The 22,944-nt window shown below is 67.7% G+C and carries 19 protein-coding genes and 2 rRNA genes (1 of these 21 only partly in view); 8 read left to right on the top strand and 13 right to left on the bottom strand.

What is annotated here, in order from left to right; all coding sequences use genetic code 11:
- The first annotated feature begins 100 nt into the window (after positions 1 to 100).
- The 8 genes from eat to AOZ06_RS15455 all read left to right on the top strand — a co-directional run bounded on the left by eat (position 101) and on the right by AOZ06_RS15455 (position 7,377).
- Complete coding sequence (eat, locus tag AOZ06_RS15490; protein ID WP_236952243.1) at positions 101 to 1,525, top strand: ethanolamine permease; 1,425 nt, start codon at positions 101 to 103, stop codon at positions 1,523 to 1,525.
- Between the two features lie 54 nt (positions 1,526 to 1,579).
- Entirely contained in the window at positions 1,580 to 1,978 is a 399-nt protein-coding gene (locus AOZ06_RS15485; protein WP_054290038.1) for a sigma factor-like helix-turn-helix DNA-binding protein, read from the top strand.
- Positions 1,975 to 2,625 (top strand): anti-sigma factor family protein, encoded by a 651-nt coding sequence (locus AOZ06_RS15480; RefSeq protein ID WP_054290037.1) that lies wholly within the window; start codon positions 1,975 to 1,977, stop codon positions 2,623 to 2,625. The genes AOZ06_RS15485 and AOZ06_RS15480 overlap by 4 nt, the downstream gene beginning before the upstream one ends.
- 97 nt (positions 2,626 to 2,722) lie before the next feature.
- Positions 2,723 to 4,207 (top strand): amino acid adenylation domain-containing protein, encoded by a 1,485-nt coding sequence (locus AOZ06_RS15475; protein WP_054290036.1) that lies wholly within the window; start codon positions 2,723 to 2,725, stop codon positions 4,205 to 4,207.
- A complete protein-coding gene (locus AOZ06_RS15470) occupies positions 4,204 to 5,400 on the top strand; it encodes a ferredoxin reductase domain-containing protein (RefSeq protein ID WP_054290035.1) in 1,197 nt (398 codons plus the stop codon). Before AOZ06_RS15475 ends, AOZ06_RS15470 begins: the two co-directional genes overlap by 4 nt.
- 10 nt (positions 5,401 to 5,410) lie before the next feature.
- Positions 5,411 to 6,190, top strand: a complete 780-nt coding sequence (locus AOZ06_RS15465) for an enoyl-CoA hydratase/isomerase family protein (protein WP_054290034.1) — start codon at positions 5,411 to 5,413, stop codon at positions 6,188 to 6,190.
- A 24-nt stretch (positions 6,191 to 6,214) separates the two neighbouring features.
- The gene (locus AOZ06_RS15460) at positions 6,215 to 6,709 is read left to right on the top strand and encodes a sigma-70 family RNA polymerase sigma factor (protein WP_083471704.1); all 495 of its coding nucleotides are present in this window, start codon (positions 6,215 to 6,217) and stop codon (positions 6,707 to 6,709) included.
- Complete coding sequence (locus AOZ06_RS15455; protein ID WP_054290032.1) at positions 6,706 to 7,377, top strand: anti-sigma factor family protein; 672 nt, start codon at positions 6,706 to 6,708, stop codon at positions 7,375 to 7,377. Before AOZ06_RS15460 ends, AOZ06_RS15455 begins: the two co-directional genes overlap by 4 nt.
- Positions 7,378 to 7,493: 116 nt before the next feature.
- Here the strand turns inward: AOZ06_RS15455 and AOZ06_RS15450 are convergent, their stop codons facing one another.
- The 13 genes from AOZ06_RS15450 to AOZ06_RS15390 form a co-directional block, all read right to left on the bottom strand.
- Positions 7,494 to 7,874, bottom strand: coding sequence for a four-helix bundle copper-binding protein (locus AOZ06_RS15450; RefSeq protein ID WP_054290031.1), 381 nt, complete (start codon positions 7,872 to 7,874; stop codon positions 7,494 to 7,496).
- A gap of 183 nt (positions 7,875 to 8,057) precedes the next feature.
- The gene (locus AOZ06_RS15445) at positions 8,058 to 8,681 is read right to left on the bottom strand and encodes an NUDIX domain-containing protein (RefSeq protein WP_054290030.1); all 624 of its coding nucleotides are present in this window, start codon (positions 8,679 to 8,681) and stop codon (positions 8,058 to 8,060) included.
- Complete coding sequence (locus AOZ06_RS15440) at positions 8,678 to 10,384, bottom strand: CTP synthase (protein ID WP_054296669.1); 1,707 nt, start codon at positions 10,382 to 10,384, stop codon at positions 8,678 to 8,680. Before AOZ06_RS15440 ends, AOZ06_RS15445 begins: the two co-directional genes overlap by 4 nt.
- Positions 10,385 to 10,483: 99 nt before the next feature.
- On the bottom strand, positions 10,484 to 11,410 hold the full coding sequence (locus tag AOZ06_RS15435) for a copper transporter (RefSeq protein WP_054290029.1): 927 nt from the start codon (positions 11,408 to 11,410) through the stop codon (positions 10,484 to 10,486).
- A complete protein-coding gene (gene steA / locus AOZ06_RS15430) occupies positions 11,407 to 12,591 on the bottom strand; it encodes a putative cytokinetic ring protein SteA (protein WP_054290028.1) in 1,185 nt (394 codons plus the stop codon). Before steA ends, AOZ06_RS15435 begins: the two co-directional genes overlap by 4 nt.
- A 671-nt stretch (positions 12,592 to 13,262) precedes the next feature.
- A complete protein-coding gene (gene recN / locus AOZ06_RS15425) occupies positions 13,263 to 15,047 on the bottom strand; it encodes a DNA repair protein RecN (protein WP_054290027.1) in 1,785 nt (594 codons plus the stop codon).
- Positions 15,048 to 15,077: 30 nt separating this feature from the next.
- Positions 15,078 to 15,974 carry an NAD kinase gene (locus tag AOZ06_RS15420; RefSeq protein WP_054290026.1) on the bottom strand — a complete coding sequence of 299 codons (897 nt, stop codon included), beginning with the start codon at positions 15,972 to 15,974 and terminating at the stop codon, positions 15,078 to 15,080.
- The gene (locus AOZ06_RS15415) at positions 15,971 to 16,783 is read right to left on the bottom strand and encodes a TlyA family RNA methyltransferase (protein WP_054290025.1); all 813 of its coding nucleotides are present in this window, start codon (positions 16,781 to 16,783) and stop codon (positions 15,971 to 15,973) included. The genes AOZ06_RS15420 and AOZ06_RS15415 overlap by 4 nt, the downstream gene beginning before the upstream one ends.
- 6 nt (positions 16,784 to 16,789) lie before the next feature.
- Positions 16,790 to 16,993 carry a hypothetical protein gene (locus AOZ06_RS15410; protein ID WP_169798812.1) on the bottom strand — a complete coding sequence of 68 codons (204 nt, stop codon included), beginning with the start codon at positions 16,991 to 16,993 and terminating at the stop codon, positions 16,790 to 16,792.
- A 4-nt stretch (positions 16,994 to 16,997) separates the two neighbouring features.
- Positions 16,998 to 18,023, bottom strand: a complete 1,026-nt coding sequence (locus tag AOZ06_RS15405; protein ID WP_054290023.1) for an HAD-IIA family hydrolase — start codon at positions 18,021 to 18,023, stop codon at positions 16,998 to 17,000.
- On the bottom strand, positions 18,020 to 20,266 hold the full coding sequence (locus AOZ06_RS59875; RefSeq protein ID WP_083471703.1) for a hypothetical protein: 2,247 nt from the start codon (positions 20,264 to 20,266) through the stop codon (positions 18,020 to 18,022). Before AOZ06_RS59875 ends, AOZ06_RS15405 begins: the two co-directional genes overlap by 4 nt.
- A gap of 171 nt (positions 20,267 to 20,437) precedes the next feature.
- Positions 20,438 to 20,554 (bottom strand): 5S ribosomal RNA (rrf, locus tag AOZ06_RS15395).
- Between the two features lie 89 nt (positions 20,555 to 20,643).
- A 23S ribosomal RNA gene (locus tag AOZ06_RS15390) occupies positions 20,644 to 22,944 on the bottom strand; it runs 818 nt beyond the window's last position.

Here is a 22,944-nt window from a genome sequence, read left to right as displayed (position 1 = left end):
GCCGACCGCGCCCTTGACATGAAGATGTAACCCGTATCACTCTCTCCGGCAACCAAAAGGACCAAAGGTAACCCATTGATCACGAGCGAGGGGAATGCCGGTGGCCAAGCAGTACGAGACAGTCGACCAGCAGTACTTGGCGAAACGCCAGCTCAAACGGGGGGCCGCGGGCTGGGTGCTGCTCGCCGGGCTGGGCGTCTCCTACGTCATCTCCGGTGACTTCGCCGGCTGGAACATCGGCCTCGCCAAAGGCGGCTGGGGCGGCCTGCTGATCGCGACCGTGCTGATGGCCCTGATGTACACGTGCATGGTCCTCGGCCTCGCCGAGATGGCCTCCGCGCTGCCCGTCGCGGGCGCCGGCTACGGCTTCGCCCGCCGCGCGCTCGGCCCGACCGGCGGTTTCCTCACCGGCATGGCGATCCTGATCGAGTACGCCATCGCGCCCGCTGCCATCTCGGTGTTCATCGGCGGGTACGTCGAAGCACTCGGGCTGTTCGGGCTGACCAGCGGCTGGCCGGTGTTCCTGGTCTGCTACCTGGTCTTCGTCGGCGCGCACCTGTGGGGGGTCGGCGAGGCGCTGCGCGCGATGTTCGTGATCACCGGCATCGCCACGGTCGCGCTCATCGCCTTCGTGGTCGGGATGATCGGCAAGTTCGACCCGGCCAAGCTGTTCGACATCCCGATGACCGACGCGTTCGGCGCGAGTTCGTTCCTGCCGTTCGGGATCTCGGGCGTGGTGGCCGCGCTGGTCTACGGCATCTGGTTCTTCCTCGCCATCGAGGGCGTGCCGCTGGCCGCCGAAGAAGCCCGTGACCCGAAGCGGGACCTGCCGCGCGGGATCATCGCCGCGATGTCCGTGCTGCTGGTGTTCGCCGCGCTGATGCTGGTGTTCGCCCCAGGGGGCGCCGGTTCGGCCGCGCTGCAGGCGTCGGGCAACCCGTTGCCGGACGCGGTCCGCGTGGCCTTCGGCGGTGACAACTTCCTGGCCCAGTTCGTGAACTACGTGGGTCTCGCCGGGCTGGTCGCGAGCTTCTTCTCGATCATCTACGCGTACTCGCGGCAGCTTTTCGCCCTGTCGCGCGCCGGGTACCTGCCGCGCTGGTTGTCGGTGACCGGGAAACGCAAGACCCCGTACCTGGCGCTGATCGTGCCCGGCACGATCGGGTTCGTCCTGGCCGTGTGGATCCACGACGGCGGCAAGCTGATCAACATCGCGGTGTTCGGGGCGACGGTGTCCTATGTGCTGCTCAACGTCTCGCACGTCGTGCTGCGCGTGCGCGAACCGAACCTGGAGCGGCCGTACCGGACGCCCGGTGGTGTGATCACCACGGCAATCGCCGCCGTCCTCGCGGTCGCGGCCGTGGTGGCCACGTTCTTCGTCGACGTGCCCGCCGCGGCGATCACCGCGGGGATCATGGTCGTGGCGTTGGCATACTTCTGGTTCTACAGCCGTCATCACCTGGTGGCGAATGCTCCTGAGGAGGAGTTCGCCGCGATCGCCAGGGCGGAGAAGGAGCTGGAGTAGCGCGAAGCCGGGAGGTCAGCCATCAACGAGAGCCACATAGCGCTGCTGCGGGCTTTGCACCACGAGCACGCGGCCACGCTGTTGCGGTACGTGCTGCGCCTGACCGAAGACGAGCAACGCGCGCAGGACGTCGTGCGGGAGGTGCTGCTGCGCGCGTCGAAGAACCCGGACCTGCTCACCGCGCCGGACGTGGCCACGGCGCTGTACTCGGCGGCACGCGAGGCGATCGGCGCCTCGGACCCGGCACTGGACTCGTGGCTGATCGCCGACGCGCTCAGCCAGCTGACCCCGGAACACCGGACGGTGATCCTGCGCGCCTATTACATGGGACAATCGGTATCGGAGCTGGCCGAAGCTCTGGATGTGCCCGAGGGCACCATCCTGTCACGACTGCACTACGGGCTGCGCGCGTTGCGCCTCGCATTGCAGGAGAGAGGGGTGACCGGGCCGTGAAGTCCTACCGGGAATGGGACGCCGCCTACGTTCTCGGCTCGCTGTCCCCCGACGAGCGCAGCGAGTTCGAGCAGCACATGGAGACCTGCCAGTCCTGCAAGGAACAGGTCGCCGAACTGTCGGGCTTACCGGCCATCCTGTCGGCGTTGCCGCAGGATCAGGCCATCGAACTGCTGGACCCGCCGCAGGACACCATGCCCGCGCTGATCAACGCCGCTGTCCGGGCACGGCGTTGGGAACGGGTCCGTGTCGCCGCCGCGGTCGTCGTCGCCGCGGCGCTCGGCGCTGTCCTGGTCTACGTGTCGCGACCCAGTGATCCGGTCGAGGCCGGTGGCGTGACCACCCAGCTGACGCAGACGATCCCGAGTCCGGTCACGGCGTCGGTGACGTTGGTCGAGGAGCCGTGGGGCACGCGCATCGACGTGAAATGCGACTACGCCGGGGCGAGCAGGGACGGCCCCGCCCTGCCCTACACCTTGTACGTCTCCGACGCGTCCGGTTCGTTGACGCGCGTCGGCAGCTGGAGCGCGGGACCAGGCACGTCGATGACGCCGACCGCGACGACGGACGTGCCGCGTGGCCGGATCACGCGGGTGGAGATCAGATTGGCCACCATCGACAAGACGGTGCTCGAAGCGCGGTTCTAGGGCCGTCGAAGAAATTTGCGGAATGCGTTGAACACGGGGCGGTGCTGTCTCGTTCAGAACGGGTGACCGACAGGCCGGCCTGAAAGGCGCCTCCACCGTGACAGCACCGTTTCAGCTCTCCGCGTTGCCCGCCCCGCTCCAACGCTACGGCGCGGGACCCGTCTGCCCACCCGGGTTCAGCCGTGTCCACCACGCCATAGCGGCCCAGGCGGACAAGCATCCCAACGCGATCGCCGTCGAGCATCTCGGTACTTGCCTGACATACCAACAACTCGACAGACAGGCCGAACACCTCGCCGCGTACCTGGCCGGACTGGGTGTCCGGCCCGGTGATCGCGTCGGCCTTTTCCTCACCCGGTCGGTCTCCATGGTCGTCGGGATACTGGGCATCCTCAAAGCAGGCGCCGCCTACGTCCCGCAGGACATCCGCATCACGCCGCCGAAGCACCTGCGGCACGTGGTGAGCACGGCGGGAATCCGCGTCATCCTCACCACCGGGGACCACGAGGTGCCCGCGGATCTCGGCGAGATCGTGACCATCGACGACATCCCGGCCAACGTGCGGCGCAGCCCCTTGCCAAGCGGCGGCGACGCCGCCATGGTGATCTTCACGTCCGGCACCACGGGGCAGCCCAACGGTGTCCAGGTCACGCACGCCAACCTGTGCAACGTCCTGCTGACCGAGCCCGGATCGCTGCGGATCGGCCCCGGGGACCGGGTCGGGCAACTGCTCAACATCGCCTTCGACATGGCGGCGTGGGAGATCCTCGGCGCGCTGGCACACGGGGCGACGCTGGTCATCCGCGGCCGTGACGTCGCCGCCACCGCGGCGAGCCTGACCACGGTCATCGCCACCCCGAGCGTTCTGTCCACCCTGGACCCCGCGGACTGCCCGGACGTGCGGACCGTCGCCGTCGCGGGTGAACGCTGCCCGCAATCGCTCGCGGAGACGTGGTCCCGTCAGGCGGCTTTTCACAATTCCTGCGGCCCGACCGAGGTCACGATCGTCAACACCGTGCAGCGCTACGACGGCAGGCTGACCATCGGGCGGCCGGTGCCCAACACCACCGTGTACATCCTGGACGACGACCTGCGGCCGTGCCCGATCGGCGAAGTCGGCGAGATGTGGGCGGGTGGCGCGTGCGTGACCGACGGATACCTCGGCAACGAAGCCCTCACCGCCGAACGCTACCGGCCTGATCCGTTCCTCGGCGGCACCAGCCGGATGTTCCGCACCCGCGATCTGGGCCGCTGGACACCGGACGGGCAACTGGAACACCACGGCCGCACCGACGACCAGGTGAAAGTGCGGGGATTCCGCGTGGAACTCGACGCGATCACCTCGGCGCTGGAGCTCACGCCCGGCTGCGTGCGCGCTTCCACTGTGCTGCACGAGAACCGGCTGGTCGGGTTCGTCAGCCCGGCGACCGTCCAGCCGGAACTCGCCCGGCGGATCGTCGAACAGCAGCTGCCGTACTACTGTTCGCCGACGCTGATCGTGCCGGTGGACCGGTTGCCGATGACCGAACGCGGCAAGATCGACCGGCGCGCGCTGGTGTCCCGGTTGGGCACGGTGGCATGACGACCACTCAGCTCACGCTCCCCGCCGCCGGGCGGTCGTTGCGTGCCAGGATGAAACGCCGTCCGTTCACCCACCACAACCGGCTCGCCGCCGCTGTCGTCGTACTCAACGTGATCTGCGTACCCGTGGCCGACGCGTCGGTGATGGTGCCGGCGAACTTCGCCCTGGCCGTGCTGATCCGCCAGCAGCACGTGATCAACCTGCTGTTCCGGCTGGCGACGAGCGTGCCGGTGCACTGGCCGCTGCGGATCCGCTGGACCATGGGCAAGGTGTACCACTTCGGTGGCCTGCACGTCGGCGCGGCGCTCTGCGCCACCGCGTGGTTCCCTTTCACCGCGCCACCCCTGGTGCTGACGTGGGTGATCCTCGCCCTGCTGGTGGGGATGGTCGTGCTCGCCCTGCCGTCGCTGCGGGCGCGTCACCACGACCTGTTCGAACGCGTGCACCGGTTCGCCGGCTGGACGGTGCTGGCCCTGTTCGCAGTGCACTCGGCGATCGCCGCCAGTTCGCCGAGCCTGTGGGTCCTCGCCGTCGTGGTGTTCAGCGTCGCGTTGCCGTGGCTGCGGTTGCGCCGGGTGCCGGTGCGGATCGTGCGCCCTTCCCGGCACGTCGCGTTGGTCTGGTTCGATCACGGCGTCACGCCGTTCGCTGGATCGTCCACTTCGGTCAGCCGCAATCCGCTGCTGGAGTGGCACTCGTTCGCCAACGTGCCCACGCCGGGGCAGAGCGGGTTCCGGCTGACCATCTCCCGCGCGGGCGACTGGACCGGTTCGCTGATCGACGATCTGCCCAGCCACGTGTGGGTCAAGGGAATCCCGACCGCGGGTGTCGGCAACATCGACAAGCTGTTCCGCAAAGTCGTGTGGGTCGCGACCGGCAGCGGCATCGGCCCGTGCCTGCCGCACCTGCTGTCCGGTGACACGCCTTCGCTGCTGGTCTGGTCCACGCGCCACCCGCGGCGCACGTACGGCGACGACCTGGTCGACGAGATCCTCGCCGTCCAGCCGGACGCGGTCATCTGGGACACCGACGCGGCGGGCAAACCCGATCTGGTCACGCTGGCCTACCAGGCGTACGTCGAGTCCGGCGCCGAGGCCGTCATCTGCATCTCCAACAAGAAGACCACCTGGCAGATCGTCGAGGAACTGGAGACCAGGGGAATTCCGGCGTTCGGCGCGATCTGGGACTCGTGAGGAGACCACAGTGGACAATACAGCGGAGTATTCGACCCTGCGCATCGACAACGATGACATCGTCACGGTGACCGTGACCCGCCCCGAGGCCCGCAACGCCCTGTCCCGCCAGGTGCTGACCGAGCTGCGGCACTTCCTGAGCACCGCGGCCACACCGATGATCCTGACCGGCGCACCGGGACCCGCGTTCGTCGCGGGCGCGGACATCCGCGAGATGGCCGCGATGACACCGGACGAAGGCACCGAGTTCGGCCGGCTCGGCCAGGACGTGATGAACCTGCTGGAAGCGGTACCGGCGCCGGTGATCGCGTGCGTGGACGGCTACGCCCTCGGCGGCGGCTGCGAACTGGCGATGGCGGCCGACTTCGTCTACGCGACGTCGAAAGCCGTCTTCGGCCAGCCTGAGGTGCAGCTCGGGCTGATCCCCGGCTTCGGCGGCTGCGTACGGCTTCAGCGGCTGGTCGGGCCGGGCCGGGCGCGCGAGCTGATCTACACCGGCCGCAAGGTCGACGCCGCCGAGGCGCTGCGGATCGGGCTGGTCAACGAGGTCTTCGACACCAGGGCGGAAATGCTCACGGCGGCCCGCACCAGCCTCGCCACGATCGCCGCGAACTCACCGGCGGCAGTGGCGTTGTGCAAGAACGCGGTCAACGCGGCGCGGGGCGAGAACATCCACACAGGACTGGAGGTGGAGCTGGCGGCGTTCCGGGAGGCCTTCACGACACCGGACATGCGCACGGGCACGGCGGCGTTCCTCGCCAAGCGCAAGCCGGTGTTCAACCGGGGATAGGGGTGTGTCATCAACGACAGCCATATGGCGCTGCTGTGTGCCCTGCACGACGAACACGCGGCACCGCTCCTGCGATACGTGCTGCGGCTCACCGGCGATGACCAGCTCGCCGAGGACGTCGTGCAGGAAGCCCTGTTGCGGGCGTGGAAGAACCCGGACGTCCTGGCGCAGGGCCCGTCAGCGGCACGGGCGTGGCTCTACACCGTGGCGCGCAACATCGTCATCGACGACCGCCGCAGTGCCCGCGCCCGCCGTGAGATCGGCCTGGAAACGGTTCCGGAACGAGCGCGCTCCGATCCCACGGAGTCCGCGTTGGACTCGTGGCTGGTCGCCGACGCTCTCACGCAGCTGACGCCGGAGCACCGGACGGTGATCGTCCGCGCGTACTACATGGGCCAGTCGGTCGCCGAGCTGGCGGAGCTGCTGGACGTGCCGGCGGGCACGGTCCGGTCCCGCCTGCACTACGGGCTGCGGGCGTTGCGGCTGGCACTGCAGGAGAGAGGAGTGACCGGGCGTTGACCGACGACTTCTACCGGGAGTGGGATGTCGCCTACGTCCTCGGTTCCCTCTCCCCCTCGGAACGCAAGGACTACGAGCACCACCTGAGCGCGTGTGCCGCGTGCTCAGGCGAGGTCGCCGCACTGGCTGGGATGCCGGGAATCCTCACCGCGGTCCCCCGTGACCAGGCCACCGAACTGCTCGACCCCGCCGACCCGCCATCGGTGGAGCTGCTGCCGTCGCTGACCCGTGCCGTGCGGACTTCCCGTCGCCGTGGTCGCGTCCGCATCGCGGCGGCCCTCGCCGGAGCCGCCGCGCTGGGCGCGTTGTTCACGGTCGTGCTGGGCGGCACGCCCGCTCAGGACGTGCAAGCGTTTCCGACACAACTGACCCAGACGGTGCCGAGCCCGGTGACCGCGTCGGTGAACCTGGTCGAAATGCCGTGGGGCACGCGGATCGACGTGCGCTGTCGTTACGGCACGCCGGTCTCGGGCCAGGGAATGGCGCTGGCGTACGGGGTTTACGTGGTGGACGCCGAAGGCACCGCCAAGAGCGCGGGAACATGGCGTGCCGGTCCCGGAACGTTGATGACGCCCAGCGCGACGACGGACATGCCCCGCGCCGCCATCGCCCGTATCGAGATCCGCCTGCTCAGCACCGGCAAACCCTTGCTGGAGGCCTGGTTCTAGCGCACGCGCCCCGCGGGCGAGTCGTGGTCTTCGTCCCGGTCGGCTGATGCCGTGCCAGGCCGGGTGACGGCGGTACCCGGCCTGACCGCGGCGTCATCGTCCGAAAAGGACTGCGCTCAGGCCGACTGCGTCATCTCCGGCATCATGGCACGGCACATCTCCGCGCAGCGCATCATCATGTCGGCGGCTTCGTTCATCTGCGGGTCGTTCGTCTGCCCGCACATGTCGGCGCACTGCATCATCATGTCGGCGTTCAAGTCGCACATCCGCGCGCACATCCGGGCCATGTCCATGTCGGCCCTCATGCTCGTACAGCGCATCATCATGTCCGCGGTCATCCGGCACATGTCCGCACAGGACATCATCATCATGCCCATGCGCATCATCTGGTCGCCGCCCATTTCCATGCAGTGCGACATCATCTGCTCGCACATGTTGTGGCACTCGTTGCCCATGTCGATGCACTGCCGCATCTGCGAGCTCATCTGACGGGTCACGACAACCTCCTCGACTTGACGCTGCTTGCCGAGGCCGTGTCTACCCGCAACTCTCTGACCTGCACAATCCCAATCACCGAGACGTGTTGCCATTCCCGCGCGGGATGTGCGTCGAGGACAGTTGGCGGTTACAGTCACGCGAAAGGCGGGCCCACGCCGTGGACCCGCCTTTCAAAGAACGAACTACTTGCGACGGCCAGCGAACGCGACCGGCTTGTCGTCCCACGGGGCGTCCGCCGGGCGCAGTCCGGCGTGGCCGTTGCGCACCGCGTACGCGGCGAGCAGACCGGCCACGGTGGAGGCGTTGATGATCTCGCCGGTGAAGACCTTGGCGACGGCCTCGGCCAACGGGACGCGTTCGACCACGATGTCGGCCTCCTCGTCGCCTTCCGGCTCGACGCGGTTGGCCTTGGTCAGGCCACGCGCCAGGAAAACCCGGACGACCTCGTCGGTGAAGCCCGGCGACGCGGCGACGTCCACCAGGACACCCCACTGGTCAGCGGCGAGGTCGACCTCCTCCTCCAGTTCACGGGCGGCGGTGGTGACCGCGTCCTCGCCCGAGACGTCCAGCAGGCCCGCGGGCAGTTCCCACAGCCTGCGGCCGACCGGGTGGCGGTACTGGTGGATCAGGACGACCTTGTCCTCGTCGTCCAGTGCGACCACGGCGACCGCGCCGAGGTGCTCGACGACCTCGCGCATGGCCGTGCCACCGCCGGGCATGCGGACCTCGTCCATCCGCAGCCCGACCACCTTGCCGATGTGGATGTCCTTCGTGGACACCACCTCGAACGCGTGCCGCTCGGTCATGAGCCCACGCTCACGATGTGGTTGTTCTCCGGCAGCTCGACCGGCAGCCGGTCCGCCGTGCGGTACGCCAGCGCGGCCTTCACGAACCCGGCGAACAGCGGGTGCGGGCGGGTCGGGCGGCTCTTGAGCTCGGGGTGCGCCTGCGTGCCGACGAAGAACGGGTGCTTGTCCTCCGGCAGCTCGACGAACTCGACCAGGTGCCCGTCCGGCGAGGTGCCGGAGAAGACCAGACCGGCCTCGGACAAACGTTTGCGGTAGGCGTTGTTGACCTCGTAGCGGTGCCGGTGCCGCTCGGACACCGACGTCGAGCCGTACGCGTTCGCCACGACCGAGCCCTGCGTCAGCGCGGCCGTGTACGCGCCGAGCCGCATCGTGCCGCCCATGTCGCGCTCACCCGCGACGACGTCCTCCTGGTCGGCCATGGTGGAGATGACCGGGTGCTCGGTGTTCTCGTCGAACTCGGCGGAGTTCGCACCGGTCAGCCCGGCGAGGTTGCGGGCCACGTCGATCACCATGCACTGCAGGCCGAGGCACAGGCCCAGCAGCGGGATCTTGCGGTCGCGGGCGAAGCTGATCGCACCGAGCTTGCCCTCGATGCCGCGCACGCCGAACCCGCCGGGGATCAGCACGCCGTCCACACCGGACAGCGCGTGCGCCGCACCGGACGGCGTCTCGCACGAGTCCGACGCGACCCAGACGATCTCGACCTTCGCGCGGTTGCCGAACCCACCGGCGCGCAGGGCCTCGGTGACCGACAGGTACGCGTCCGGCAGGTCGACGTACTTGCCGACGACCGCGATCCGGACGGTCTCCTTCGGGTTGTGCACGCGGCCGAGCAGGTCGCCCCACACAGCCCAGTCCACGTCGCGGAACGGCAGGCCGAGGCGGCGCACGACGTACGCGTCCAGCCCCTCGCCGTGCAGCACGCGGGGGATGTCGTAGATGGACGGCGCGTCCGGCGCGGCCACGACCGCGTCGGTGTCCACATCGCACATCAGCGCGATCTTGCGCTTCAACGAGTCCGGGATCTCCCGGTCGGCGCGGCAGACGATCGCGTCCGGCTGGATGCCGATGTTGCGCAGCGCGGCCACGGAGTGCTGCGTCGGCTTGGTCTTCAGCTCACCGGACGGCGCCAGGTACGGCACCAGCGACACGTGCAGGAAGAAGCAGTTGTCCCGGCCGACGTCGTGCCGGACCTGGCGGCAGGCCTCAAGGAACGGCAGTGACTCGATGTCACCGACCGTGCCGCCGACCTCGGTGATCACCACGTCGGGGACGATGCCGTTCGCGTCCGGCAGCGCCATGGCCTGGATGCGGGACTTGATCTCGTCCGTGATGTGCGGGATGACCTGCACGGTGTCGCCGAGGTACTCGCCACGCCGCTCCTTGGCGATCACGGTCGAGTACACCTGGCCGGTCGTGACGTTGGCCGTGCCGGTCAGCTCGCGGTCGAGGAAGCGCTCGTAGTGCCCGATGTCGAGGTCCGTCTCGGCGCCGTCCTCGGTCACGAACACCTCGCCGTGCTGGAACGGGTTCATCGTGCCGGGGTCGACGTTGAGGTACGGGTCGAGCTTCTGCATCGTGACGCGCAGACCGCGTGAGGTCAGGAGCTGGCCGAGGCTGGAAGCGGTGAGTCCCTTGCCCAGTGAGGAGGCGACGCCCCCCGTCACAAAAACGTGCTTTGTCGTCCGCGCTTGAGGCAGTCGCCTACTGTTTTCCACGGGGCTCCACGGTAACACCTTCTTGCCGACCGGTGGGGAACCAGGGTATAGAAGCGTGTCGCCCGTTACCGTGTGTCACAATCAGGGCACGACTGACTGCGCCGTGCCAGCGGTGCCGTACCGGCCGGCCTTGCCCTCGAGCTGCTCGCTGAGCGCGAGCACGGTCGCCACCCGACCGGCGTTCAGCTCAACGTTGTCCACTGTGGACAGAATGGCGGTCGTGGCGGTGTCCGCACGCGCCATCCCCACCGGGCCGGTGGCGTCCGCCGAGCCCGTGTCACCGGCGAGCACCGCACCAGCGCCGGACCGGTCGATCTGGGCGGCGAACCGGGCCATCGTCGACGCGCGGTCCCCGGCGCCGTTGCCCGTCAACGCGCTCCCCGTGAGGACCAGCGCGAGCTGGCCGGGCTTGAAGTTCTCCGGCATGCGGACGAAACCGCCGTCGGACAGGCCGGTGAGCGCCGCGGTGACCTCGTTCGGCTTGGCCTGCGGCTGGTTGGTGTCCTTGTTGATCACGGCGAGCGACCCGACCAGGCCACCGGCGAGCGTGCCGGGGTCCGACGCGGTCGGCAGCTGCAGCCCGGCGGGCAGCAGCCGGGTGACGACGTCCCGCAACTGGTCGGCCTTCTGCGGGTCGGCGAACGCGTCGGTCAGCGCCAGCTCACCGGACACCGTGCCACCCGCGTTGCCGATCAGGGACTTCACCGCGTCCCGGTCGGCCGGACGCGCGTCGGACGCGGTGATCAGGACAACCGTGCGCTGGTCCAGCTCACCGCGGACCGCCATCGGCCCGATCGAACCGGCGAACCCGTCGGAGCTGGCCAGCTTCACGTTCAGGCCGTTGCGTTCGGCCTGCAGGTCGGCGACCTGCTTGGCCAGCCCGTCGCGGTCGTCGGCGAGCCCGGACAGCAGCGTCCGGCTCAACGTGCTCGACCCGAGCACGACCCCGACCGCGAGGGCGAGGAAGACCGCGGCGACGGAGATGATGTGGTAGCGCAGCGAGATCACGTGAACAGCCCCTTGATCCAGGCGACGAAGTCGTTCCAGGTGCTGACCGTCCAGTCGGCGTAGGACCCGCCGACACCGGAAACGGCCAGCCCGGCGGCGACGGCGACGAGAGCGGCGAGAACGAGAAGGACGATGGCCGCGGTGGAGACACGGCTGCGGTGCAAACTCGCCGCGGCCTTGCCGTCGACGAGTTTGCTGCCGAGTTTGAGTCGCGTGAGGAAGGTCGACGGGTTGGAGCCGGACCGGCCGCTGTCGAGGAACTCCCGCAACGTGGCCTGGAAACCGACGGTGACGACAAGGCAGGCGCCGTGCGCGTCGGCCAGCAGCAGTGCGAGATCCTCGGCGTTGCCGGACGCGGGGAACGTGACAGCACCGATGCCGAGGTCCTGGATGCGCTCGAGGCCGGGCGCGTGCCCACCGGCGTCGGCGGGGATGACGACCTCGGCGCCGCCGAGCAGCGTGTCGGTGCTGATGCGGTCGGGGTCCCCGACGATGATCTCCGGCTTGTACCCGGCGTCCTTGAGCGCGTCGGCGCCACCGGAGACCCCGACGAGAACAGGCCGGTGCTCGGAGATGTAACGCTTGAGCTGCTTGAGGTCCTCGACGTGGTCGGTGCCAGGAGCGACGATGAGCACCTGCCGTCCCTTGATGGGCACCCGCATCTCGGGGACACCGATGCCGTCGAGGATGAGCGAACGCTCGCGGCGCAGGAACTCGATGGTGTTGGCGGAGAACGCCTCCAGCTGGGCGGACATGCCCGCCTTCGCCTCGATCATCTGGTCGGCGATGGTCTCGGCGGTCTGCTGGACGCCGGTGGCGACTTCCTTGTCGCCGCAGTAGACAACGCAACCGTGCAGCCGGAGCTTGCTGCCCTCCCGGATCTCCCGCAGCGCGTGGACACCGACACCGTCGACGAGCGGAATCCCGGCTTCGACAAGAAGTTCAGGGCCGAGATTGGGAAAACGCCCTGAGATGGAAGGAGAAGCGTTGACGACACCGGCGACCCCCGCGGCGACCAACGCGTCTGCGGTGGCCCGATCGAGGTCGAGCTGGTCGAGAACGACGATGTCGCCGGGTCCGATCCGCCGAAGCAGGTCACCGGTGCGGCGGTCGACCCTGGCGACCCCGGTGACGCCGGGCTGACTCTGACCTGCGCGATTGAGCACTCCCGGAAGCTTCATAACAGCGATAGTGACAAATGGACAGTCCACAGTGACCACGCCACGCCGACGCAGACCGACACTCACTCAGCAGAGCGATCCACAGGTGACATGCCGTGACCAGCGAAAATACGCAGAAATGCCGCAAAGGTCCGAAGATCCCCAGCGCGGGACCAAGATCGGTGGGATTGGGCGGCGTTCACCCGGTTGATGGCGTCGAACCCGCCTGGACACACGGAGAACACTCTGGGTACAAGCTCATCCGCGCAGTCCGGCTCTGATCGGCGCATGCTCATGCCGATTGGGCTCTTGGTGGGTTGGTTCAGTGCATGCCCGAGAGGTTGCGTCTCGGTGGGTTGGGGCGGCGCCGATTTGACATAGGGGCCCTGGGGCGCCCAAGGAGAGCCGTAAAGGCGAAGCCCCGCCCACCAGGTCATGCTCAAGCGGCTTCGTATGCCTGCGGGGCTCTCCTCGCCGGAAAGCGTATGGGCGCCCCCACCCTATGTGAAATCGGCGCCGCTCCAGGGCTTTCGGGATCTTTGGGCCCGAGCGCATGCGCAAAGCAGGCGGCGCGCAACCCGAACCCCGGTCGGCGAGCGCGCAAGCGCACACCAGGCCTTCTGGGGTACCTCCTGCCCAGAGGTCTGCCACCCGGCGAGGGACCGATCTTGTTCCGTGCCGGAACCAGGAACTCAAGAACGCTTACGCCGAGACTTCTTCCCGTTGATGGCTTCGCGCTTGACAGTCTCAGCCAGCCCGAGCAGCTCCTCAGCGTGAGCCCGACCAGTCTCGGTGGACTCCATCCCGGCAAGCATCCGAGCAAGCTCCACAACCCGCTGCTCCGCCGACAACGTCTTGACACCGGACTTGGTGAGCCCGCCCTTAGCCGACTTGTCCACGACCAAGTGCCGGTCAGCGAAAGCAGCGACCTGAGCCAAGTGCGTGACGACGACAACCTGGTGACTACGAGCCAACCGAGCCAACCGCCGACCGATCTCGATCGCCGCCCGACCGCCAACCCCGGCATCAACCTCGTCGAACACCATGGTCGGCACGGGATCCGCGTGCGCGAGCACAACCTCGATCGCCAGCATCACGCGCGACAGTTCACCGCCGGAAGCCGCCTTGTGCACCGGCAACGCCTGTGCGCCGTCGTGCGCCTTGAGCCGCAGCTCGACCTCGTCGACGCCATCCGGTCCGGCGGACAGTTGCACGTCGCCGACCTGCAGCGCGTACACGTCGTCCGCTGAGGCCATCCGGGGACGGACGGCGACGTCGATCCCCGCCGACCCCATCGCCAGCCCAGCCAGCTCCGCGGTCACCTCGGAGGACAACTCCTGCGCCGCGCGCTCACGCTGCTCGGTCAACGTCGACGCGTGCCTGGCCAGCTCGGCCGCCAGCGCGTCACGGCGGGACGCCAGCGCGGTGAGGGCTTCTTCGGAGGTGTCCAGGCCCGTCAGCTGCTGCGCCGCGTCCGCCGCCCACGCCAGCACACCGTCGATGTCCGTGGCGTGTTTGCGGGTCAGCATCTTCAGCTCGGCCTGCCGCGCCAGCACCTGCTCCAACCGCGCCGGGTCCGCCTCAAGGCCTTCCACGTAACTGCTGAGCTCGTTGTTCACGTCGCTCACCAGCACCGCCGCCTCGGCCAGCCGGGGCTCGAGGTCACGCAGCTTCGGGTCTTCCGACGCCGACAGGCGCCGCCTTGCCTCGTCGATCAACGACAACGCGCCGCTGCCGTCCGCCGGGTCGTCGGGGGACCCGCTCAACGCGAAGTGCGCGCCCGCCGCCGCCTCACGCAACTGGTCGACGTCCGCCAGCCTGCGTGCCTCGTCGACCAGCGCGGTGTCCTCGCCCGGCTTCGGGTCGACCGCCTCGATCTCCTTCAGCCCGTGCTGCAGCATGTCGGCCTGTTTGGCCAGTTCACGCGCTCGCTCGGTCTTCTCGCGCAGTTCCTCGATCACGTCGAGCCACTCGGCCCGGGTCGACCGGTACTCCGCCAACGCCTTGGCGACCGCGTCCCCGGCGAACGTGTCCAGCACCGCGCGTTGCTCCGCCGGGTGCAGCAGGCGCAGCTGGTCGTTCTGACCGTGCACCGCGATCAGCTGCTCGGCCAGTTCGGACAGCACGCCGACGGGCACCGAGCGGCCACCGAGGTGGGCCCGGGAACGACCGTCCGACCCGACTGTCCGCAACGCGATCAGGCTGCCGTCCTCGTCCGGTTCCGCCGCCGCGTCGACCGCCACCTTCGCCGCCCGTGAATCAGGCGGCACGTGGAAACGGCCCTCGACCACGGCACGGCTCGCGCCGGAGCGCACTCTCGACGCCTCCGCGCGGCCACCGGACAGCAGATGCAGCCCGGTCACGACCATGGTCTTACCCGCCCCGGTCTCACCTGTCACTACCGTGAACCCGGGGTCCAGTTGCAGGGTCGCCTCGTCGATGACGCCGAGGCCCTGGATGCGCATCTCGGCCAGCACAGTGCGAACCCTACCTACCCACTCCGACGGTCACCGCTTCCGCCACCCCTGTACCGGCAAACCGAACTTCTTCACGAGCCGGTCGGTGAACGGCCCGTCCCACAGCCGCACGAGCCTGACCGGCTCCGATCCGGCCGAAACCTCCACCCGCGCGCCCGGCGGCAGGTCGAAGGTGCGTTGCCCGTCACAGAACAGCACCGCAGGGTGCCCGTTCGGGTCGACCTCCATCGCCACGGTCGACGTGGGCGACACGACCAACGGCCGCGCGAACATGGCGTGCGCGTTGCTGGGCACCACGAGCATGGCCTGCACATCCGGCCAGATCACGGGTCCGCCCGCGGAGAACGCGTACGCCGTCGAACCGGTCGGGGTCGCGCACAGCACGCCGTCCGAACCGAACGCCGACACCGGGCGGCCGTCGACCTCGATCAGCACGTCCAGGATCTTGTCCCGGCTGCTTTTCTCCACACTGGCCTCGTTGAGCGCCCACGTCCGCGCGATCTCGTCGCCTTCGTGGGTGGCCACGACCTCCAGCGTCATCCGCTCGTCGACGTGGAACTTGCCGTCCAGCACGCGCCGCACGGCCACGTCGAGGTCGTCGGAGTCGGCCTCGGCGAGGAACCCGACCCGGCCGAGGTTCACGCCGAGCACCGGCACACCTGCCGGGCGGGCGAGTTCCGCGGCACGCAGCAAGGTCCCGTCGCCGCCGAGGACGAACACCAGGTCGACGCCTTTCGCGGCGTTCTCGTCCACGGCAACCGTGGCCAGGCTGGGGCTGAAGTCACCGGATTCGACGTCGAGCGCCCGGACGGACACCCCCGCTTTCGCGAACTGCTCGGCCACCAGTTCGGCGGTCCGCCGATTCGCGTGGCGGCCGGTGTGCACGACCATCAGGATCTCGTAGATCGACGGTCTTTCGTCGGTCATTGTGGTCCTTTCCGCACAGCAGCGTGAACCATGTCGGCGACCTGCCCGGGGTCGAGCCGGTCACCACGTCGCAGCCACACGAAGTACTCCACGTTGCCCGACGGCCCCGGCAAGGGGCTGGCCACGACGCCGTGCGGGCGCAGGCCGAGCTCCGCCGCCGCGGTGAGCACCTCGATGACCGCGTCGGCACGCAGTCCGGGATCCCGTACGACACCGCCGGATCCCAATCGTTGTTTGCCGACTTCGAACTGGGGTTTGACCATCGGCACCAGGTCGGCGTCGTCGGTCGTGCACGCGAGCAACGCGGGCAGGACGAGCTTCAGCGAGATGAACGACAGGTCGGCGACCACGAGGTCGACCGGCCCTTCGGTCAGCTCCGGTGTCAGGCTGCGGACGTTGGTCTTGTCGAGCACCATGACACGCGAATCGGTCATCAGCCGCCAGACCAGCAGTCCACGGCCGACATCCGCGGCGACGACCTGAGTGGCCTCGTTGCGCAACAACACATCTGTGAACCCGCCAGTGGACGCGCCCGCGTCGAGGCACCGCTTTCCCTTGACGGTCAACCCGTCCGGACCGAACGCCTCGAGCGCGCCGAGTAGCTTGTGCGCGCCGCGCGACGCCCAGTTCTCGTCGGCGTCCTCACGGACGAGGACTGGCGCGTCGGTTTCCACGGCGGTGGCGGCCTTCTTGGCCACCACTCCCTTGACGGTGACCTGGCCGTCCGCGATCAGCTGGGACGCGTGCTCGCGTGACCTGGCCAGGCCACGACGCACGAGCTCAGCATCCAGCCGCGACCTGCGGGCCATGGGACATCAGACCTTGTCGATGCTGGACAGCGCCTCGGTGAGCGCCGTGTGCACCGCGTCGAACCGGCCGACGTGCTCGACCGGCTCCAGCTGGTCGAGCCCTTCCAGGCCGGCCAGCGCCGCGTCGATCGCCGCCGTGGTCACCTCGGCCGGGTCCGGCGGCGGGCCCGGGACGGGCGGCCGCCAACTGCCTTCGGAGTTGAGCTGCACCACTTCACGGTACCGCCGTTCTGGCAATTCCCAGTGCCACAAGTGCGGCTCGTGTCGTGTCGTCTTCGGCGCGGACCTTGATCTCGCCGCCGTCGATCGGCCGGTGCGCGGCGCACAGCGCCCGCAATAAGGCCAGTTCGTCCACGGGTGGGCCGTTTCCGGTCCACCGGGCGGTCAACTGGTGGTCGGTCCGGTCGACTTCCCATGTACGTTGTGCCGCAATCTCCAGCCCGGCGGCGGGACCGCACACGTCCCCGATCGACGTCGCGACGTACCGGGGCCTGAGCCACGCGGGCGCCGCCAGCAGATCGGCGGGCGTCGTGACCCCGGACAGCACGAGCAGAGCGTCCACCTCGGCGGTGACGGCTCCGGCGATGTCCGTGTCGAGCCGGTCCCCGACGACCAGCGGGCTGCCCGCGTTGGCCGACGTGATCGCCTCGTCCATCAACGGCCGTGCGGGTTTGCCCGCGACGACGGGTTCCTGGCCGGTCGCGGCGCGTACCGCGGCGACCAGGGATCCGTTGCCGGGCAGTTCACCGCGCTCGGTCGGCAGAGTGGCGTCCATGTTGCACGCGACCCACAACGCGCCCGCCCTGATCGCCAGGGTCGCCTCGGCGAGGTCGCGGTACGCGAGCTCCCGTGACAGGCCCTGGACAACGGCTTTGACGGTGTCGGTGAACGACCGGACGGGCCGCAGGCCGGCGGCACTGACGATGTCGGCGAGCGCGTCCGTGCCGACGACGAGAACCTCGTCGCCGGGTTGGAGCCGCTCGGCGAGGACAGTGCCCGCTGCCTGTGCGCTGGTGCTGACTTCGGACGGCTCGGCGGCGACGCCGAGACTCGTCAGGTGCTCCGCGACATCCTCGGGGCTGCGCGAGGCGTTGTTGGTGACGAACCGGACAGCTGTGCCGTTCTCCCTGGCCGCCTGGACGGTTTCCGCTGCTCCCGGAACCGCCTGACCACCGCGGTAGACGGTTCCGTCCAGGTCGAGCAGCAGTGCGTCGTAGATGTCGAGCAGACGGCGTTTCACCGCAGCGCGGCCCCGAGTTCCACGGCCCGCTCGGCCGCGTCGGTCTCTTCCTCGTCGTCGGCCTGAGCGGCGTTGAGGAACCAGCGGATCGCCTCGTCGGTACGCCCGGCAGCCTCGAGGTTGTCGGCGTACGCGTAGAACAGCCGCGCGCTCCACGGGTCCTTGCGCTTGGGGTCCAGGTCCGGTCCCTGCAAGGCAACGACCGCGGCGTCCAACTGCCCCATGTCACGCCGTGCGCCGGCCGCGACGATCCGCAGCTCGACGGCAGTCGCCGGGCTGATGTCCGCCCCGGCTTCCTTGGCCAGGTCCAGCGCGCGCTCGGGGCGGCCGAGAGCACGCTCGCAGTCGGCCATCACGGCGATGTGCGTGTTGGAGCCGGTCATCCGGCGCACCGCACGCAGGTCCGACAACGCCTCGGACCACTCCCCCGCGTGGTACGCGGCCAGCCCGGCGGCTTCCCGGACGATCGCGACCCGGGATGCCTTGCCGCGCGCGATCCGGGCGTGCTTGAGGGCCGTTTCGGGGTCTTCGTCGATCAGCATGCCCGCCGCGGCGAGGTGCTGGCCGACGTCCTCGGCCTGCGCCTTCGGCAGGCTCCTGAGCTCCTGCCGTGCCTCGGGGTCGAGCCTGGAGATGTCCGCGCCCTCCGGCAACGTGGCCAGGTTCGGGTTGACGGGTTTCCTGGGCCGGGTGTCGCCCACCTCGGCTTCGTCCTGCCCGGCCTCGTCCTGCCCGGCTTCGCCCTCCGCCGTCAGGTCGTCGCGCTCGACGACGTCGGCGGATTCGGCCCGGTCCGAGTCCTGGACCGGGCGGTCACCGCTCAGCTCCTGGCCTTCGACCTCGCTGACCTCGGCGCTGGGACGCAGATCGTCCTGGCTTTCGAAGTCCTGCCGCGGACGGTCGTTCTGGCTGTCATCGCGGGTGAAGTCCCTGCGGGGACGGTCGTCGCCGTAGTCGCGGCGTGGCCGGTCGTCCCGGTTGAAATCCTTGCGGGGCCGGTCGCCGCTGCCGAAGTCACGACGGGGGCCTCGGTCTCCGCCCCTGTCTCCGCCGCGGTCGAAATCGCGACGGGGACGGTCGCCTTGGTTGTCACTGCGGCCGAAGTCGCGGCGGGGCCGGTTGTCGCCGTAGTCGCGGCGTGGCCGGTCTTCTCGATTGAAGTCCTTGCGCGGGCCGCGGTCGCCGCCACTGAAATCCCGGCGGGGCCGGTCGTCGCGGCCAAAGTCCTTACGGGGGCCGCGGTCGTCGCCGAAGCTCCGGCGAGGCTTGTCATCGCGACCGTAATCCTTACGAGGACCACGGTCACCACCGAAACTCTGCCGAGGCTTGTCATCGCGACCGTAATCCTTACGGGGACCACGGTCACCACCGAAACTCTGCCGAGGCTTGTCGTCACGGCCATAGTCCTTACGGGGACCACGGTCGTCGCCGAAGCTCCGGCGAGGCTTGTCGTCGCGGTTGTAGCGGGGCCGGTCGTCGCTGCCGTTGAAGGTGCGACGGGGTTTGTCGTCCCGGTTGAAGTCCTTGCGCGGGCCGCGGTCGCCGTTGAAATCCCTGCGGGGCCGGTCGCCCTGGCCGCTGCCACGCCCGAAGTCGTTGCGGGGACGGTCGTCGCGGTTGAAGTCGCGGCGCGGGCCCCGGTCGCCACCCCGGTCGCCACCGCGGTCGGCGCTCCGGCCGCGGTCGAAGTCGCGGCGAGGCCGGTCGTCGCGGTTGAAGCTCTGACGGGGTTTGTCGTCCCGGTTGAACCGGGGCCGGTCGTCCCGGTCGAAGGTGCGGCGTGGGCGGTCCTGGTCGGGTCCGCGCCGGTCGCCGCCGCGGGTGTCGTTCCTGTTCTCCCAGCGGTTGCCCCCGCGGTCACCGGAAGTGAAGTCGCGGCGGGGCTTGTCGCGGTCGTAGCCGCGCGAGTTGTTGTCGCGTGCGGGCTTGCGGAACGGCCGGTCGTCACGGCCGCGGTTGAAGTCCTTGCGGTCGTCGCCGCGGTCGTCACGGCGGAAGTCACGCCGGTCGGAGCTGTCCCGGCGGGGTTTGTCGTCGCGGTTGAAGCGTGGGCGGTCGTCACGGCGGTCGTCACCACGCCATGAGTCGCGCCTGCCCTTGTCCGCGCCGGCTGCTCGTGGCTTGCGGTCGGCGGCGTACCCACGCCGACCGTCGTTACGGCGATCGTTTTGACGATCGCCGCCGGCTCCGCGACCGCGCGGCTGGTCGCCGCTGCCGCCGTCGGGCCGTTCGAACTCTGACACCTAGACCTCCACGCCCCGTCGGGCGGGGCTGAAACATTCACAAGTCGGCCAGCAGGCCATCGACCATGGTAACAACCGGCCTACCAGGCAAGAGGTTCAGGCCGTTGCGAGACGAAGAACGTGACATACCGAAAGGGCCCCGCGATTTCTCGCGGGGCCCCTCGAAAAAAATTACCGCAGTGTCCTACTCTCCCACACCGTACCCAGTGCAGTACCATCGGCGCTGAAGAGCTTAGCTTCCGGGTTCGGAATGGGACCGGGCGTTTCCTCTTCGCTAAAACCACGGTAAAACCACGAAACCACACAAACCAACCCCCACAAACCCAGGGGCCCCGGTTTGGTGTTTCAGAACCGTACAGTGGATGCGTAACATCTTTGTGAGCAAGTCCTCGGCCTATTAGTACCAGTCAACTCCACACGTTACCGTGCTTCCATCTCTGGCCTATCAACCCAGTCGTCTAGCTGGGAGCCTTAACCCACAAAGGGGTGGGAGACCTCATCTTGGAACGAGCTTCCCGCTTAGATGCCTTCAGCGGTTATCCCTTCCGAACGTAGCCAACCAGCCATGCCCTTGGCAGAACAACTGGCACACCAGAGGTTCGTCCGTCCCGGTCCTCTCGTACTAGGGACAGCCTTCCTCAAGTCTCCTACGCGCGCGGCGGATAGGGACCGAACTGTCTCACGACGTTCTAAACCCAGCTCGCGTACCGCTTTAATGGGCGAACAGCCCAACCCTTGGGACCTACTCCGGCCCCAGGATGCGACGAGCCGACATCGAGGTGCCAAACCATGCCGTCGATATGGACTCTTGGGCAAGATCAGCCTGTTATCCCCGGGGTACCTTTTATCCGTTGAGCGACCACGCTTCCACAAGCCATGGCCGGATCACTAGTTCCGACTTTCGTCCCTGCTCGACCCGTCAGTCTCACAGTCAAGCCCCCTTGTGCACTTGCACTCAACACCTGATTGCCAACCAGGCTGAGGGAACCTTTGAGCGCCTCCGTTACTCTTTGGGAGGCAACCGCCCCAGTTAAACTACCCACCAGGCACTGTCCCTGAACCAGATCATGGTCCGAGGTTAGACACCCAATTCGACCAGAGTGGTATTTCAACAATGACTCCACCCTAACTAGCGTCAGAGCTTCACAGTCTCCCACCTATCCTACACAAGCCGAACCGAGCACCAATACCAAGCTATAGTAAAGGTCCCGGGGTCTTTCCGTCCTGCCGCGCGTAACGAGCATCTTTACTCGTAGTGCAATTTCACCGGGCCTGTGGTTGAGACAGCCGAGAAGTCGTTACGCCATTCGTGCAGGTCGGAACTTACCCGACAAGGAATTTCGCTACCTTAGGATGGTTATAGTTACCACCGCCGTTTACTGGCGCTTAAATTCTGAGCTTCGCCACTCACGTGACTAACCCGTCCTCTTAACGTTCCAGCACCGGGCAGGCGTCAGTCCGTATACATCGTCTTACGACTTCGCACGGACCTGTGTTTTTAGTAAACAGTCGCTTCTCGCTGGTCTCTGCGGCCACACAACGCTCCAGGAGCAAGTCCCTTCACGCCACACGGCCCCCCTTCTCCCGAAGTTACGGGGGCATTTTGCCGAGTTCCTTAACCACAGTTCACCCGAACGCCTTAGTATTCTCTACCTGACCACCTGTGTCGGTTTAGGGTACGGGCCGCTTGAACACTCACTAGAGGCTTTTCTCGGCAGCATAGGATCATCCACTTCGCCTCAATCGGCTACGCATCACGTCTCAGGATACACCCAGTGCGGATTTACCTACACCAGACCCTACACGCTTACACCAGTTAATCCACTCACTGGCGGAACTACCTTCCTGCGTCACCCCATCGCTTGACTAATACGGAATCGGTTCCCACGCTCCACAACAAACCTCACCCGAAGGTTCAGAAAGCTGCTTTGGGTGGTTAGCATCAACCGCCTCATCATGGGCGCGTTCACGCGGGTACGGGAATATCAACCCGTTGTCCATCGACTACGCCTGTCGGCCTCGCCTTAGGTCCCGACTTACCCTGGGCGGATTAGCCTGGCCCAGGAACCCTTGGTCATCCGGCGGCAGAGGTTCTCACTCTGCTTTCGCTACTCATGCCTGCATTCTCACTCCCATAGCCTCCACGGCTGACTTCCGTCGCCGCTTCCATGGCTACAGGACGCTCCCCTACCCATCCGCACGACTGCATAAGACTCCGAAGAACCAAATGGATCACATGTACGAATGACACAGCTTCGGCGGTACGCTTAAGCCCCGCTACATTGTCGGCGCAGGACCACTTGACCAGTGAGCTATTACGCACTCTTTCAAGGGTGGCTGCTTCTAAGCCAACCTCCTGGTTGTCTGGGCGACCCCACATCCTTTCCCACTTAGCGCACACTTAGGGGCCTTAGCTGGTGTTCTGGGCTGTTTCCCTCTCGACTATGAAGCTTATCCCCCACAGTCTCACTGCCGCGCTCTCACTCACCGGTATTCGGAGTTTGGTTGATTTTGGTAAGCTTGTAGGCCCCCTAGACCATCCAGTGCTCTACCCCCGATGAGAAACACACGACGCTGCACCTAAATGCATTTCGGGGAGAACCAGCTATCACGGAGTTTGATTGGCCTTTCACCCCTACCCACAGCTCATCCCCCAGGTTTTCAACCCTGGTGGGTTC

The organism is Kibdelosporangium phytohabitans (assembly GCF_001302585.1).
GTDB classification, from domain to species: Bacteria; Actinomycetota; Actinomycetes; order Mycobacteriales; family Pseudonocardiaceae; genus Kibdelosporangium; species Kibdelosporangium phytohabitans.
This window is presented reverse-complemented; position numbering and strand designations above follow the sequence as displayed.

Excerpts from the sequence above, each read along its gene's own strand:
- AOZ06_RS15470 (WP_054290035.1), top strand. The coding sequence starts at position 4,204 with ATGACGACCACTCAGCTCACGCTCCCCGCCGCCGGGCGGTCGTTGCGT.
- AOZ06_RS15460 (WP_083471704.1), top strand. The coding sequence starts at position 6,215 with ATGGCGCTGCTGTGTGCCCTGCACGACGAACACGCGGCACCGCTCCTG.
- AOZ06_RS15445 (WP_054290030.1), bottom strand. The coding sequence starts at position 8,681 with ATGACCGAGCGGCACGCGTTCGAGGTGGTGTCCACGAAGGACATCCAC.
- steA (WP_054290028.1), bottom strand. The coding sequence starts at position 12,591 with ATGAAGCTTCCGGGAGTGCTCAATCGCGCAGGTCAGAGTCAGCCCGGC.
- AOZ06_RS15420 (WP_054290026.1), bottom strand. The coding sequence starts at position 15,974 with ATGACCGACGAAAGACCGTCGATCTACGAGATCCTGATGGTCGTGCAC.
- AOZ06_RS15415 (WP_054290025.1), bottom strand. The coding sequence starts at position 16,783 with ATGGCCCGCAGGTCGCGGCTGGATGCTGAGCTCGTGCGTCGTGGCCTG.